This window comes from Nostoc sp. FACHB-110, from assembly GCF_014697425.1.
GTDB lineage: Bacteria > Cyanobacteriota > Cyanobacteriia > Cyanobacteriales > Nostocaceae > Nostoc_B.
The window spans coordinates 1-16,216 of the sequence record NZ_JACJRU010000014.1 but is presented as its reverse complement, the minus strand read 5'-3'; the positions used below and the strand labels follow the sequence as shown (position 1 = coordinate 16,216).

Below are 16,216 nucleotides of genomic sequence, written 5' to 3'. Positions count from 1 at the left end.
GGCAGCCCCTACTTTTAAGTATGAAAACATAAATACGTGGTACATTTGTACTAAAAGCTGCTAAAATGCCTAACAAGCTCAGTAGCTTTAGCAAAGGAACTATGAAAGAAATCGAACATAACTCCAACAGTTCCATCGTGAGACCCGTGCCTTGGTCACAGTCTGCAATAGTGCCACTGCAACCGCAAAAGGAAAAAATTATCAGTGGTTGGGAGCGTTTAGTAGCACAAGCGCAAACTATTAATCAGATGGCGGCAGAGTTAGAAGCTGAGATTTTAGAGTTGAAAGCGATGGTTAGTGCTATTGACAGCCAAATTAATTATCTGCAAGGAAATCGGAAACCACGCCGTAGTATTTGTAAGTATTTGACCATTAGTGTGCCTTGGGTGAGGCAAAAGTCGGATGAGTCGTTAATTTTGACAACGCGAAAAGTAGATTTATTCCGCGCTGAACGAGAAGCCGCATTGTTGGCACAGAAACTACGACAACAAAGTAAACGAAAAAAGATGGCAACGCAGCGACACAGAACAATACGGTTCATTTAAGAGAATAGTAGGTTGGGTGTAGCGATAGCGTAACCCAACAAAGTATGCGTGAATGTTGGGTTCCGTTCCTCCACCCAACCTACACCAGTCTAAGTTGTTGCCTTAACTTAACTGTATTGCGACACAGAAAAAACCAGCGAACAGCAGATATTGATACCAGTCGCCCGTTCTCACAGACATTGTTCAACAAATCTTAAGGTTATAAAAATTTAACCGTAGTTCATCTGATTAGCTGTAACGGTTATGCTGATTGAAGTGGCACTGGTAATTTTTTGCTTACCAGATGCCACACTGTCTTCACTAGACAAAAGTCATTCCCTCATTGTTGCACTCTGTTAATTACCGGAATGCAGCATCAGGGACGCTCAATCAATCAGCGTATAAAAGGGGTACAAAAAAGGTGTTAAATATAAAGACACTTTTAGTGATTATCGTTGGTTTTTTACCGTCCCTGTTTTCCCTATGGTTAATTCGTAAAACCCATTTGCGGATACGTACCCAACTGCGACAAGCAAGTATGAATTTGTCAGGGACAAGGGCAAGGCAATATATCAGACCGATGGAGGGCGATCGCTATTACCTAGAAGGAGTAGGCTATCTCATAGGTGATATTAGTTGCAAATATAACGCCCGTTCTGGTTATATTCGCTGTGCGGTTAACCCCTGTGGCCCTTGTCAAAGTTGCCGTTATTACGAAGCTAGAGAATTAACAACTAAAGAAAATCAAGCTTAAGTTGTATAGCCGTGACTTCAGTCGCCAAGGTAAATGTATTCATGCGCTTACCCACCAAAACTAACCCTGACCCCCTCCGCAAACCAAATAATCACCAAGAAGTATTTCCAGACGGCGACTTTAGCGAATTCATTCAACCAATTTTTGACACCCTTGACCTTTACCACAATCAAGGTGTTGACCCCCGCGCCATTGCTATTGCTTTCAAAAACCTGGCAGAAAATCATCCCGAAGCTGAGTTAGAAATCGTGGCAATGAGCATTAACAATTAACCTTTGAGGTTAGTGAATGAACCTCAGAACATTAGCAATGAACCTCACAGCTTCTTTAATGAACCTTTAATCATCATGAGCGAGTATTAAAGGCTCTAAATCAGGAATTACATATTGCAAGACTGATATTATACCGATAGCCGCGTGTAATCTGCTGCCTTGCCCCAAATTATGCTCACCACACCCCGTCACGCTCAGAAGCTTTCGCTGTTTTTTCTTTTCTGCTTCACCTTACTGTTAACTCTCTGCCTCTCCCTACCTTGGGTGAGTGCCAAAGAAACAGCTAAACCCAAGCCGGAAGCATGGCAGATTAACGGGATAGTCGCCGCCCTTGATGATGGACATGACCAAGTTAAGAGATATGCTTTTGACCAATTAGTTAAATATGACTTGCAAAATTTAAAATCTGTTGGGCAGAAGCCAGAGTATTTTGCCAAGAAAGCTGCCCAAATCCTCAAAGATGAAAAGGTGGACAACTCTGTTCGTGGCAGTGCGGCAGAGACATTAGGGAATCTGGGGCAGGCGGCGGCAAACTATGTGCCTGACATCGCCCAAATCCTCAAAGATGAAAAGGTGGACAACTCTGTTCGTGGCAGTGCGGCAGTGGCATTAGGGAATCTGGGGCAGGCGGCGGCAAACTATGTCCCTGACATCCTCAAGTTCCTCAAAGATGAAAAGGTGGACAACTTTGTTCGTGGCCGTGCGGCAGTGGCATTAGGGAATCTGGGGCAGGCGGCGGCAAACTATGTCCCTGACATCCTCAAGTTCCTCAAAGATGAAAAGGTGGACAACTCTGTTCGTCACAGTGCGGCAGAGGCATTAGGGAATCTGGGGCAGGCGGCGGCAAACTATGTCCCTGACATCCTCAAGTTCCTCAAAGATGAAAAGGTGGACAACTCTGTTCGTGGCAGTGCGGCAGTGGTATTAGGGAAAATTAGACAACTGAAGCTAGAAGAGGTTGTCGTAGTTTTAAATTTTGTCTACGAACCAAATCAAGGAAAGTTTAGTTCTGGCCAGGATAACTTTGAATCTTGGCGATTTTGGTCTTATTTCCTGGGTGGCGGCGATGAAAAAGTCAAAACCTTGCTGACATGGCTAGGCAGACCGAAAACAACTCCTGATAAACCGGAACACGCTGAAGGTGTCAAAACACTAGAAGTATTCCGCGACGTTTGGCAACCCAGCAAAGATTTAGCAAGATTACAACAAGACTTAGCCAGCCAAATCGCTGTAGTTGCCAGAAAAGTCTCTTGGCAACCACAAGATATTCTCCTGTTAGAAACCCACTACAACAACCTCAAAAACGCCGGATACAACGAAGCCGACTCACTGCAATCAGTCATAGTTAACCTCAAAGGTTGGCAGTGGTTTTTCAACGCCAGAATTACTATCATCTCTCACGCCGCCTTTTGGCTTGCCCTCATCTTCGCTTACCCCAAATTTCCCCAAGTCCAAGCCATCTTCTTTTGGAACCCTTGGGTACGCCGCATCTTAGGCGTGGGTTACGTCGGCCTTCTCATAACCTGGGTTCCCTTTTTCCGCCGCAAGTTATTTGAACCCTTCAAACCTTCCCTCCTCGCCGATGCTCGGTTAGATAACTTTCAAGAGCAATCATACTTCCCAGAATCGAAAGTCAAAGTTCCCGGTTCCGGCGACATCTTCCCAATTACCGCCGCCCTCCCCAGCATCAACGGGCAAATTATCTTACAAGGTGATTCCGGCTTAGGTAAGTCGATGTTTCTCCGCCATCTGCTGACAAACTCCCAGCATATTGTCGTTTACCTCCCCGCCCAGAAATGTCATAAAGGCGTAATTGAAGCCATTCAAGACAAGCTGCACGGCCAAGCCCAAGATGCCAACTTCCTGAAAAACCTGATTTACAGTGGTGCAATAGATATCTGCATCGACGGACTCAACGAAGTCACCGCCGAAACACGGGCGAAAATCTGCCAGTTTGTGGAAAGCTACTTCCGGGGCAACATTATTATGACTACCCAGCCCCTAGAGTGGACACCACCCTCAACCGCCAAAACCTATTACTTACAACCCCTAGAACAAACCCAAATTCAAGAGTTTCTCCTTTCCCGCCAGCCGCGACTGCCCAAAGATGCCACAGTTCAAGGTTCTAATTACGAAACAGCCTGCATTAATTACCTACAAGAAGTCCTCACCACCCAGCAACCCCAAGAAGAATTAAACGCCGCCCGGCGCATTCTTTCTAACCCAATGGATTTAACAGTGGTGGCGTTGATGTTATCCCAAGGTCAATATCCTAATTTATTCCGTCTGCAAGAACAGCAATATAATCAAATGGCGGCAGAATACCTGAAGGAGTGGAATCAAGAATTCCCGTTAAAGAAATTCTCCGCCGCCGTCTACGAAATGCGGATGCAAGATAAACAAGCCTTACCCGCCGATGAATTTTATCAAGTTGTGAAATCTTTAGAAGATGAGAAATACAAAATGGTCGTCAGCCGTCAATGGCAAGATGAAAAAGGCGAACCTAAGAAAGAATGGTACTTCCGCCACGATAAAATCATGGACTTTTTCTTAGTGCAGAACTTCCTCGGCAACAGCGATGAAGCGGAAGGACTGTTAGTTGATAGAATGGGCGATCCTCGTTTTCGTGGCGTGTACTTTTTGTTAGCCACCTTGTTACCGTTAGATGCGGCGAAAGAATTGCGGGAGAAGTTGATTCAATACGCGGCGGATACTAAGGATAATACGGTGAGTAATACTTTTGTGCAGTTGTTACGGACTCGGTAAGCATATAAGCTATTAAGCACCTAATTTGCAGTGTAGACCACATGGGAGTAGAGGAGAGAATTTTTAACATCACCCCCAGCCCCTCTCCTACGAGGATATGGTGTACACACAAATAAATTTCGTTGAGTGCATCTGTCCCGCCTCGGAATCAATTCCGAGTCTCATAGCGCAAGTCATCTGAAGATGACTCAACTAAAAACATCTTCCAGTCCACGCTTTGTGGACTTTGGCTATGAGCCTGGAACTTTAGTTCTAGGCGGGATGTGGTTGAACACGAAAATTTTCGACTTGTGTGTACACAGTAGCCTACGAGGCAAGGGGAGTAAAATCCACGTTCTATTTAAGCCAAAATGCAACCTTGGCGGGGAGGAAGTGTGAGAGACAGTTGTTTTGTTTCTCCTGCGTGATTCCATTCCCATTCTGCGTAGCCAAATAGTAGCTTGCTGGGTTGAGTTTGCAAATTAGCAATGTCGATATTGGCTTTGACTGATGCTGTACCAGTATTCACCGCAATTATTAATTCTTCTGTGCCTAATGTGCGGGCAAAAACGTAGAGTGTTCCTTGAGCATAAAGAACTTGATAATCTCCTGTACGCAAAGCTGGGTAAGCATGGCGAATTTCAATTAATTGGCGGTGAGTTTGGAGAATTTCTTGATTCCAATTCGCTTCTAGGGGGAAGCCGCGACGAGAGTCAGGGTCTATTGCACCAGGTAAACCAACTTCATCGCCATAATAAATACTGGGCGCACCCGGAAAGGTGAGTAAAAGTAGTGTTGATAATTCCAAGCTGGCTTTATCGCCACCGGCAATGGTCATTAAACGTGCAGTATCGTGACTAGCAAGTAAGTTGAGTTGCGTTAGCTGAATTTCCCAAGGATATAGTTGCAATAGTTCTTGAATTTTAGTGGCGTACTCAGCTGCAAATAAAGGTGGATAAGGTTGATAGTCGCGGCTTTGCACTTGTTCTAAGACTACGCGATCGCCTGCGGTAAAAGCAATTGTCGGCCCAGCAAATAAATAATTCATCACGCCGTCAAATTGTTTACCATCCAACCACTGACGCGAATCTCCCCAGACTTCGCCCACAATATAAGCTTCGGGGTTAATTGCTTTGACGCGCTCTCGAAATTCTTGCCAAAAGCCAGGGGTTTTAATTTCAAATGGCACATCTAACCGCCAGCCATCTATGCCGAGTTTAATCCAATATTCGGCAATTTCCATGATATATTCTTTAACCTCGGGATTATCGTGATTAAAGACTGGCAAAGCGCGATTATCAGCCCAACCTTGATAATTAGCAGGAAATTCACCATTATAAGGAGACAACGGCCAGCCATGAACCTTAAACCAATTTACCCAAGGTGAGTAAGGGCCATTCTCTAAAACATCGTGAAAAAAGAAAAATCCCCGACTAGAATGATTAAACACCCCATCCAACACGACTTTAATATTACGTTGGTGGGCGGCTGCGAGTAATTCTTTAAACGCTTCATTTCCCCCCAACAAGGGATCGACTTGATAATAATCGTGAGTATGATAGCGGTGATTACTAGCCGACTGAAAAATGGGCGTGAAATAAATCGCGTTAATTCCTAAACCTTGGATGTAGTCTAAGCCTTCAATAATGCCCCATAAATCGCCGCCTTTGTAACCTTGGAGTGTAGGCATAGCTTCCCAGTCTTCCCAACGTGCTTCGTGTAATAGCCGTTTGTGGGGCTGTTTGCTTCTGGCAAAACGGTCAGGAAAGATTTGATAAAAAACAGCGTGCTTAACCCAGTCTGGTGTTTGAATTTGCATAGGTAATTATTTGTACCTTCACGAGAGATTGTGGCAAATACTGACCCAGTTGTGACTCTCGCCTGTGAGGGAAAATTGAGGAATTGGTAATCAAGATAGGACGAACACAACAAGATTTGCTGTGAAGACTGAGTATCATAGTGTCATATTTTTTATATTATCTGCGGTTGTTCAGTTATGATTTGGGCATCTGTAGATCATCTGGAAAACTTTCGCCTCCCTATCTCTGCGGTATTTACAATCAGTTTTTCAGCGCGAAGTATATCAGGAATTTTTTGGTATAAAATTTACTTTGTTTTTGACAAACTGTCACTAAATATTGAAGATTACGAAGATAATATATATTCTGTAAATTTATATTTATTAATAATAACCTGTTAAACTTTTCCGTAATTTTGAGTGGTGGAGTTGAATTCTTGAAAAGAATTTCTTAAAAATTAGATAATCTCGCAGCTAATTAACTATGAATTAAGATAAAGAATGAAATAAAATTTGTTGACAGATAGTTGTGATAACAGTTACAACAACTCAAATGAGGAGAAAGATAATTCAGCAAAATAAATTAGATAGAGGAAATTGAGGATGAAAATTGACGATAGATTTGCCATCAAATAAATTGAGTTTTCGCTATCCATTCAGCCTATAGATAAGCATTATTTTCTCAAGTAGCGTGGTGATCAAAATTATCAGCTGCTGACGAATTGAGCATGAATTAACTTGCTAAAAATTACTTGTATTGTTCCGCAAGCATAGAGGTTAACACCAAATGAGACACGAAAAACTTTCTCCTGGTCTACTGTTAGCAGTAAAAGATTATCAAAATGAAGGGCTACCAGCTTTAATGACACACAAGCGATCGCTTGGTATTATAGCTCCCAAAAGTATTGTTAAACCTACCAAAAGTCTAGTTTTTATCTACTGTGATGATGACGCAGACTTAAGTAATTTAGAGCAATACGGTATAGAAGTGAATCAAAATTCCGGTCATGTGCGGACAGCTTTTCTCCCCATCGACAGTTTAGATGCTTTATCAGAAGCACCAGCCATCCAGCGAATCAAACCATCACGCAAACTCAAACTACGCATGGATGTAGCTCCGCAAGCCGCCAAGTTACCAGAATTTAAAAACAAAACAGGACTGACAGGCAAAGGCGTGATTATCGGGATTATTGACAGTGGGATTGACCCAAAACATCCTGCCTTTGCTGGGCGGATTTTACGTTTATGGGATCAAACTTTACCAGGGCCAGGTGTGAAAGAAGGTGCTTATGGTGCGGAATTAACCGAGCCGTTGTTGACAGTTTCTCAAGATACTGAAGGTCATGGTACTCATGTTGCAGGTATCGCGTCTGGTGCAGATGCTACATACGGTGGTGTCGCACCAGACGCAGAATTATTAATTGTCAAATCTGATTTACAGGATGCTCACCTTGCTGATGCGGTACGTTACATTTTTAGGGTAGCTGGTGAGTTAGGCCAACCAGCTGTCATCAACATCAGCATCGGTGGTCATGCAGATGCTCACGATGGTAGTGATTCCCTCTCTAAAGTCATTGATGCAGAAACTGGCCCAGGCAGAATTGTGTGTTGTGCAGCAGGTAACGAAGGCAACGACAATATTCATGGTCAAACAACCGTAGCTTGTGGCAAGATGCGGGGAATGCGTTTTAATGTGCCTCTGAGCCAAGTTGGCATTGTCTGGTTAAATGCTTGGTATTCTAAAGACAGTGAATTAGAAGTTTCTGTCCGCAGTCCTAATGGGTTTGTCACTCCCTTCCAAAAAATTATCGCTAATGGCAACCCCACAGTAGATCATCAACTGCCCGATGCAAAAGTGCAAATTGTCACACCCGGCCCAGATCCCGCCAACGGCGACCATAATTTCTTTGTGCAGATTCGGGGTAATGACCCTTCACCAGTCATGGGTGGAATTTGGCAGCTGAGAGTCCGCAATACTTCTTCTCAAGATACTCGCTTGGATGTTTGGACGCTAGATGATACTTCTTCTGTATTTTTTACAGGTAGTAGCGTCAAAGATACTTTGAAAATTGGTGCGCCAGGATGCGCTCAAAGTGCCGTTACTGTTGCTGCTTATACTACCAAAACCAAGTATACAGACATTGATAACCAACAGAGGGAAATGGGTTTAGAATGTAACTGCATTTCTGAGTTTAGTAGTGAAGGGCCGCTACGTAATGATGCTCAAAAGCCGGATGTGGCTGCACCAGGGGCGATGATTGTTTCGGCACTTTCTTCTAACGCTAATTATGACCGTTCGATGACGGTTAATTCTAAGTTTGTGGCGATGGCTGGTACTAGTATGGCGACTCCCTTTATTACGGGGTTGGTAGCGTTATTATTGCAGCGCGATCGCAATTTAGATCCCCAAGCTGTCAAAGAATTATTGCGCAAAAATAGTTCGATTCCTGGTAAACCAGCCGGAACCTTTGATCATAAATGGGGCTATGGACTAATTAACACTGAGAATCTGTAATCAGGCGGATAATTTAGTCTATTAAGTCTGTATAAGGGTAGGTAATCAAAACTGCAAAATTTGATAGCTTATTGTTAGCAGTTTTATGATTGCCTACCCTTTGACAAAGGAAATACTTATGAATTATCAGAAGCTAGGTGCAGCTTTGGCAACGGCACTCAATGATGTTCAAGATCCGGCTACATCAAGTTTAACTGTATTTATCCATACCGAACAAATTTCTGAAGATGCGATCGCAGTTTTACAAAGTTTCGATGTTAATGGTGTAACTAAGGATAAAGATACCTTCACCGCTACATTATCAGCAAATGCGATTTCCCAGTTGTCAGAACAACCTTGGGTGAAATCTTTGCAACTATCTCAACAGTTGCGTTTGTTGAATGGGGGAAGAAAAATGCAGAGTTTTAAAGTTTAAAATTAAAGCTTTTTTCAACGCAAAGTCACGCGGAGTCAGCGCAGAGAAACGCAGAGTTTTTACTACGCTGATGGTTTTGTTGTGGCTTAGATAATATTAAGAATTCGGTTTTTGTTTGTCAGCAAATTTACATTTAACTTCGATTTCTAAATTACTTTCAGCCGAGCCTTCAGTAATATAAGGAATACCCGCTTTACCTCCCATTTTGATACCAAATTTGAGTGTTACCTCTTCAATCTCAGCTGTATCAAAATCTCTAAAAGCACTGAGAGCATACTGAGTATAACTGCGGATCATTTGCCGAGCTTGCTGCATCCGGGCGATCGCATCTGTTCGCACATCTTTGTATTCTATCCCGTCTTCCTCTTCAATTTCTGGAGTTATTAGCGTTGGGGTGATATTAACGTCGATTTTTTTAATATCTCCGTCAGCTTGGAAAAATATTGGTTCTAGTTCTGACATATCCTACCTCAGTTAAATTTTTGTAAAGTGTCTGAATATTCCGATACAGTTGCGTGAAAATAACATAAGAGTGTTATTTTTAATCACATTGCTAGTTTCTGTGTCTGTCAAAATTATCCCGCATTTACTAACCCAGGGTTTATTTAATGGCACGATACGCGCTTGTTATTGGGATTTCTGAATACCTAAGTCCTGCTCTATCGCCCCTATCAAAAACTATCAATGATGCAGAAGCTGTAGCAAAACTACTAGAGCAATATGGTGATTTTCAGTCAGTTCAAAGGCTACCACAACGTTGGAATAAAGAAAAAAATGGTTACGAAATTGGTTCTACAAAAGTTCCTGGTGGACTGCTAGGGCAAGAACTGAGAAAGTTTTTATTAGAAAAAGCCAAACAAAGTGAAGCGTTCATTTATTTTAGTGGACATGGTTTTACCATCTCTGATAATTTGGGACAGCAAAAGGGATATTTAGCCACTTCAGATTGTCAGATTGAAGTTGATGGAAGCCAAATTGTAGAGCAAAAGTATGCAATTCCTCTTGATAGCCTGAACGAGTTAATTCGAGATTCTCAATTGAGTAGTTTAGTTATGTTACTCGATTGTTGTCATAGTGGCTATTTTTTAGAAAGACAATTAATAGAGCGTACCCTGACATCATTTACTTCGCCAAGAGATTATTATTTAATTGCCGCATGTCGTGGTTTTGAACGTGCAGGAGTAATTAAAAGTCAAGAATATAGCATTTTTACAGGTGCAGTAGTGAAAGGATTAGCACCAGAAAATGCTGGTAGTAGTCGGCGGATTAGTAGCGATCGCTTATTTGATTTTATCAGCAACGAACTCAAAGGTTCTGTACAAGAACCGATTCGTATGGGCTGGGGACGTGCAATTAGCTTAGTAACCTATCCCGCCACCGAAATACCTATACAAGAAGAGATTTCTTTTAATAGAGAAAATCCCTATCGCGGACTTTACGCTTTTGAAGCCGAACAAGCCAATTATTTTAAAGGACGGGAGCAAGCAGTTCGGATACTGATGTCGCGGTTAGCCGAAAGCCGATTTTTAGCAGTAATTGGTTATTCTGGTAGTGGAAAATCTTCCTTAGTCAAAGCCGGATTATTACCGCAATTAAACAGCGATCGCATCCCTGGTAGCAGTCAATGGGATATTATATCTTTTACCCCAGGGGAACATCCTTTAGGTAAACTAACTGACGCATTAATTCGCCAACAACAAGATAAACCACAACTATTGTTTATCGATCAATTTGAAGAAATATTTACCCTCTGCCAAAACGAAGAAGAACGGAAATCTTTCATTCGCTTAATAGTCCAAGAAGTTAACACCACAGAAAGACAAACGCGGGTAATTATTACTATTCGTGGTGATTTTTTAAATCGATGTGCAGACTATTTAGAGATAGCTAATCTCATCAATAGTATTCCCCCCACATCGTTTATTGTCACACCGATGTCTCCTACAGAGTTAGAAGAAGCAATAGAAAAACCAGCACAACTACATGGTATAGTTTTTGAGCGTGGTTTAGGATCACGAATTGCTGCTGATGTGATTAATCGTCCTGGTGCATTACCCATATTGCAGTATGCACTGAAAGAATTATGGCAAGTTTGCATTGAAGAACCTGAATCACCAGTAGCAATTTTAACGCACCAAGGCTATGAAGAAATTGGTGGAGTCAAAGGAGCTTTAGACAAACGAGCAACTATTTTTTATCAAAGTTTAAATGAAGTAGATCAAGCTTTTGCTCGCCGTCTATTTATGGAATTAGTGCAACTCAACGACACAGATGAAGTAACACGACGGCGAGCCGATTGGGAAAGATTAAACGCGATCGCTGATTCTTCACAGCAATTACAAAGAGTTATAGAATTATTATCTGGCTCTCAACAACGCTTAATTATTACTGATGAAAATACAGTAGAAGTAGCTCACGAGGCACTTTTAACTGAGTGGAAATTATTAAACAATTGGATTGAAGAAAATAAAGAGAATATTCGCCTTAGCCGTTCTTTAGAAGAAGATTGCCGAGCATGGAATGAAAGATTTAATCAATCAGATGAAGCACTTTTGACTGGAGCAAATTTAGCCGTTATTGCTGAATGGGTAAATAAAAATCAGCCAAGATTACCACCATTAGAAGCAGAATTCTTGCATCAAAGCTTGTACAAACGTGACAGTGACATTCAAACACAACTAGAGCAAGCGCGAAAACTGCAACAAGAAGCAGAAGCTAGAGCTAAAGCTGAAGCAGAAAAAGTTAAACAAGAAAGGCAAAAAACTTTAGCTGCAATAATAGCAGGTATATTTGTCACTTCTACTTTAGGATTTTGGCTACTAGCACAACATAATTATGGCAGAATCAAACAACAAGAAGCATATATAGCTAGTAAGTATTTAACTGATATAGCTCAACAGAATTTGGAGCAAGGTTATCAAATTGACGCTTTAGTGACTAGTATCAAAGCTTTAGATTTATTAAAAAAAATACCCGGTTCCCATACTGATCAATTAATTCAATTACAGTCAATTATCTATAAAATTCATGAACAAAATCGTCTAGAACAGCAAGACAAAGTTTGGGGTATTAGCTTTAGTCCTAATGGTCAAATTGCTTCTGCTAGTTCAGATGGCAAAATTAAACTTTGGAATATTCAAGGACAAATTTTAGATACTATAAATTCCGGGCATAAAGGAGTATATGGAAGTATTAGATTTAGTCATAATGGCAAACTGCTTGTTTCAGGAAGCCAAGACAAAATCGTAAAACTTTGGCGGATAGAAGATACAAAAATCAAATTTGTTAAAGAATTTAGGGGACATCAAGATGCTGTATCTGATGTGGCTTTTAGCCCAGATAATCAAATAATTGCCTCTTCTGGATTTGATGGCAGCATTATGATTTGGCCAGTAAATACTAAACAAACTCAACCAATTAAATCGCTTCTAAATAACACAAAATATGCCTATGTAATCAACAGTCTAGATTTTTATCCTGGTAATCAATCATTAATTTATTATTCAGGTAATGATAGTAATGTCAGATTTATAGATTGGAAAAATAATATTCATGGGACTATACAACAAAATAGTCCTACGGGATCTCATGGAGAAAGTGTAGATGTCCTAATAGTGAGATTCAGCCAAAAAAACAATATCCTTGCTTCTGGCGATCATACAGGATTAATAAAATTGTGGGATGTCAAGAATGGAAAGTTTAACTGTATAGGAGTCATCAAAGCCGACAATAACAAAATTTTTGCATTGGATTTTAGTTCTGATGGTAAATATCTTGCATCTGCTGGAACTGAAGAAATTGTCAAAGTGTGGGAAGTAGATAAAGCAATCAAACTTTTTACAGAAAATAAAACTAATTTAGAACACCCATTTGTCGAGCCTTTAAAAGGACATAACGCCATAGTTAATAGATTAGAATTTAGCCATAACTTAAAATTGATTGCTTCTGCAAGTGATGATAAAACTATCAGACTATGGCGCTGGAATTTAGATGCGAAAAGTAATTCTCAACCTGAATGGGAAAGTCTATGGAAATATAGCTGTACTTTTATACAAGACTATTTAAATATACATAAACATAGTTCACAGTCTCTTCAGGGGATTACTAAATTATGTGCTAACAAAAACAACTCGTCAATTAACTTTTAGGGTGTGTTTGACTTGGTATTAACTATAGGTATTTTGATAGTTTGCGATTTTTTATGTTTTGGATCTGCGCCGAATCGCTCTTCATTTAATTCCCTACTTGGATCTAGTTTAAACTGCCAAGCCTCAAACCATTCTGTCTTTAATAGCGACCACCAATCAATAGCTAATCCGTTTAATACATAATCATAAGGTAGCCAACCATAACCATCATCACCCCAATCTTTACCCCAACAGTTTCTAATTAACAAAGCTTGTTTACAGTCGTCATAACCAACCGCAACAACCGCATGACCACCCAGAGTTTTTTCACCTTGTCTTGGATAGGGAATTTCTCCAGTTTTTATCACCTTCTGATCAAGAATAGAACTATAAGTAGAAAATCCAAACATGGCTGGTAACTCAGATGCTAAACAAGCTTTAATATTTATCAATAAGTCTGGTTTACTCAGTTGAGGTAAATCAAGCCTAAAATAATTACGTGCCTGATAATTTTGAGCATAAGCATAGCAAAAAGAAGATGGTTCTGCGTCAAAAGCTTCGATTTTGTAAGGCCAATATTCTTCTGGAATCAGACCAAAAAGTGCCATAGCTTTCATAGTAGAGCGTAGGGAAGCTCCGGTATCACCAGTTAGCCTCATTAAATTTCGCGTAACTTTATAGAGAAAGAGACTGGAAAAATCTGCATCTTCTTCCATTAACTTCCTTTCAAAATATTCTACCAATGCCACACCTGCGATCGCTGTGCAAGCTTTGATTTCTCCTTGCTCTTTAATGGGAGCAAACCACTGTCGTAAATCAATAGATTTGGGTATACAGATGTGTTGTGAGTTATCGTTTGTATAAATTTTTTCTATAGAAAAATCTCTAAAATCAGGACTGTCTGGCAGCCAACCCATTCTATAATTTTTTACATCCATATATTCGTTACCTAATATTTAATAAAAGTGACCTAATTACCTAATTATTTCTGCTTAATAGTAATTACACTTTTAAAAAAGTGTTTTACGCACTGCACATATAGTTTTTATAAATTTATTTTTGTCATAATCCGGCTGAAAATTTTTTCTGTAAATTATAAATATTAATCAGTACTGGAATTTTATTAACTAGTAGTACATAAGTTCTATGTATCTGCTTGTAGCTTAAGCATGATCGATTACTACCAGAATTTTCAAAAAATCATCCCAGAGAATATTCGATCCCCCCTTACCAGAGGCTACATACAGTCCTAAACTGAGAGTGAGAGTTGAAAGGCAGTCGGGAGAAATTTTGTGAAAAAAGTTTTAGCAATCATTCTCGGTGGTGGCGCAGGCACCCGCCTTTACCCTTTAACCAAACTTCGGGCAAAACCAGCAGTACCTGTAGCAGGCAAATATCGTTTAATCGATATACCTGTTAGTAACTGCATTAATTCAGAAATTTTTAAAATCTACGTCCTGACACAATTCAACTCAGCTTCTCTGAACCGTCACATCGCCCGTACTTACAACTTTACTGGATTCAGTGAAGGATTTGTGGAAGTGTTAGCTGCACAACAAACTCCAGAAAACCCCAACTGGTTCCAAGGTACAGCCGATGCTGTGCGTCAGTATATCTGGCTGTTAGAAGAATGGGATGTAGATGATTACCTGATTCTTTCAGGAGATCATCTCTACCGGATGGATTATCGTCAATTCATCCAGCGTCACAGAGAAACCAATGCTGATATTACTCTCTCAGTCATTCCCATTGACGATCGCCGAGCCTCTGACTTTGGCTTGATGAAAATTAACGATCAAGGTAGAGTAGTTGACTTTAGCGAAAAACCCAAAGGTGAAGCCCTCAAGAAAATGCAGGTTGACACCACCATTTTGGGTTTAGATCAAGAACAAGCCAAAAAACAGCCTTACATCGCCTCGATGGGGATTTATGTTTTTAAACGAGAAGTTTTGATCAAGTTGTTGCGGGAACAATTAGAAAGAACCGACTTTGGTAAAGAAATCATTCCCGATGCAGCCAAAGACTATAACCTGCAAGCCTACTTATTTGATGACTACTGGGAAGATATCGGGACAATTGAAGCGTTCTATCATGCCAATTTAGCCCTGACTCAGCAACCCCAGCCACCTTTTAGCTTCTACGATGAAGAAGCACCCATTTACACTCGTCCGCGTTATCTACCACCCACCAAACTATTAGATTGCCATGTCACCGAATCAATTATTGGTGAAGGCTGTATTTTGAAAAACTGCCGTATTCAACACTCAGTGTTGGGCGTGCGATCGCGGATTGAATCAGGCTGTATCATCGAAGAATCGCTGCTGATGGGTGCAGACTTTTATCATTCTTCCGTTGAGAGTCATGGCAACGTCAACGAAGATAAAATTGGCATAGGCATTGGCAGAGACAGCATAATTCGTCGAGCGATCGTTGATAAAAATGCTGCCATCGGTAAAGATGTCAAAATTATCAACAAAGATAACGTGCAAGAAGCTGATCGTGAAAGTCAAGGCTTTTACATCCGCAGCGGCATTGTAGTCGTCTTGAAAAATGCTGTCATTCCCGATGGCACAATCATCTAGTTACTAGTCATTGGATAAAGAATTTTAACCAAAGATAAAGGACAAATTACAACAGACTAAACTGCTTTTGCTCATCATTATTTTGGGTAGTAGCAAGTCATAGCAGAGAAAAAGCAACAGCTTTCAAAATTAGTTTTTGTTATCATCTTGACTTCGACTGCTATAAATTTGGCAAAACCATGAATCGCTGAATGCCCCCAGAAGCATCTGATTTTTACAGATGATATCCGGGGGCAATTGTTTAGCGAAGAAATAATTAATACCAAGATGCTGCTTAATACCAAGTTGCAGTCAAAAGCACTGCCAGGGCAGACGGGCGATTGATCTCATTGCTCGGGGTTTCCAGCCTCGACTAAGTAAGTCGGTGCAATAAAACCAAACTGTGTGAAGAAAAGTAAATAATGCTCAAACTCTTTCTCCCCCTGCTCCCTGCCCCCTGCCCCCTGCCTTATCCCAACATTGATTATTTACGCCGACCTACTTA

Annotated in this window: 11 protein-coding genes; 8 read left to right on the top strand and 3 right to left on the bottom strand. The window is 40.8% G+C overall.

The annotated features are described in order from the left end of the window. The first annotated feature begins 101 nt into the window (after positions 1–101). From H6G69_RS15060 to H6G69_RS15045, 4 genes are all read left to right on the top strand, one after another. A complete protein-coding gene (locus tag H6G69_RS15060) occupies positions 102–545 on the top strand; it encodes a hypothetical protein (protein WP_242072072.1) in 444 nt (147 codons plus the stop codon). A 400-nt stretch (positions 546–945) separates the two neighbouring features. Further along, positions 946–1,278 (top strand): DUF6464 family protein, encoded by a 333-nt coding sequence (locus H6G69_RS15055; RefSeq protein ID WP_190688293.1) that lies wholly within the window; start codon positions 946–948, stop codon positions 1,276–1,278. A gap of 11 nt (positions 1,279–1,289) precedes the next feature. Further along, on the top strand, positions 1,290–1,550 hold the full coding sequence (locus tag H6G69_RS15050; protein ID WP_242072071.1) for a hypothetical protein: 261 nt from the start codon (positions 1,290–1,292) through the stop codon (positions 1,548–1,550). A gap of 171 nt (positions 1,551–1,721) precedes the next feature. Next, the gene (locus H6G69_RS15045; protein WP_190688290.1) at positions 1,722–4,316 is read left to right on the top strand and encodes a HEAT repeat domain-containing protein; all 2,595 of its coding nucleotides are present in this window, start codon (positions 1,722–1,724) and stop codon (positions 4,314–4,316) included. Between the two features lie 340 nt (positions 4,317–4,656). Here the strand turns inward: H6G69_RS15045 and H6G69_RS15040 are convergent, their stop codons facing one another. Then, entirely contained in the window at positions 4,657–6,114 is a 1,458-nt protein-coding gene (locus H6G69_RS15040) for a glycoside hydrolase family 13 protein (RefSeq protein ID WP_190688288.1), read from the bottom strand. A gap of 766 nt (positions 6,115–6,880) precedes the next feature. Between H6G69_RS15040 and H6G69_RS15035 the strand changes: the two genes are divergently transcribed. Continuing rightward, entirely contained in the window at positions 6,881–8,608 is a 1,728-nt protein-coding gene (locus H6G69_RS15035) for a S8 family peptidase (RefSeq protein WP_190688286.1), read from the top strand. Positions 8,609–8,726: 118 nt separating this feature from the next. Continuing rightward, positions 8,727–9,023 (top strand): hypothetical protein, encoded by a 297-nt coding sequence (locus tag H6G69_RS15030; RefSeq protein ID WP_190688283.1) that lies wholly within the window; start codon positions 8,727–8,729, stop codon positions 9,021–9,023. A gap of 96 nt (positions 9,024–9,119) precedes the next feature. On the opposite strand, the gene H6G69_RS15025 is transcribed toward H6G69_RS15030, so the two are convergent. Continuing rightward, a complete protein-coding gene (locus H6G69_RS15025; protein ID WP_190688281.1) occupies positions 9,120–9,485 on the bottom strand; it encodes a CU044_2847 family protein in 366 nt (121 codons plus the stop codon). Positions 9,486–9,631: 146 nt separating this feature from the next. Here H6G69_RS15025 and H6G69_RS15020 point away from each other — a divergent pair, with 146 nt between their 5' ends. Beyond that, on the top strand, positions 9,632–13,171 hold the full coding sequence (locus H6G69_RS15020; RefSeq protein WP_190688278.1) for a caspase family protein: 3,540 nt from the start codon (positions 9,632–9,634) through the stop codon (positions 13,169–13,171). Here H6G69_RS15020 and H6G69_RS15015 read toward each other — a convergent pair. Further along, positions 13,168–14,088 carry a C1 family peptidase gene (locus H6G69_RS15015; RefSeq protein ID WP_190688276.1) on the bottom strand — a complete coding sequence of 307 codons (921 nt, stop codon included), beginning with the start codon at positions 14,086–14,088 and terminating at the stop codon, positions 13,168–13,170. The two genes, H6G69_RS15020 and H6G69_RS15015, sit on opposite strands and share 4 nt — an antisense overlap. A 354-nt stretch (positions 14,089–14,442) precedes the next feature. Here H6G69_RS15015 and H6G69_RS15010 point away from each other — a divergent pair, with 354 nt between their 5' ends. After that, a complete protein-coding gene (locus tag H6G69_RS15010) occupies positions 14,443–15,732 on the top strand; it encodes a glucose-1-phosphate adenylyltransferase (protein ID WP_190688274.1) in 1,290 nt (429 codons plus the stop codon). Positions 15,733–16,216: the final 484 nt, after the last annotated feature.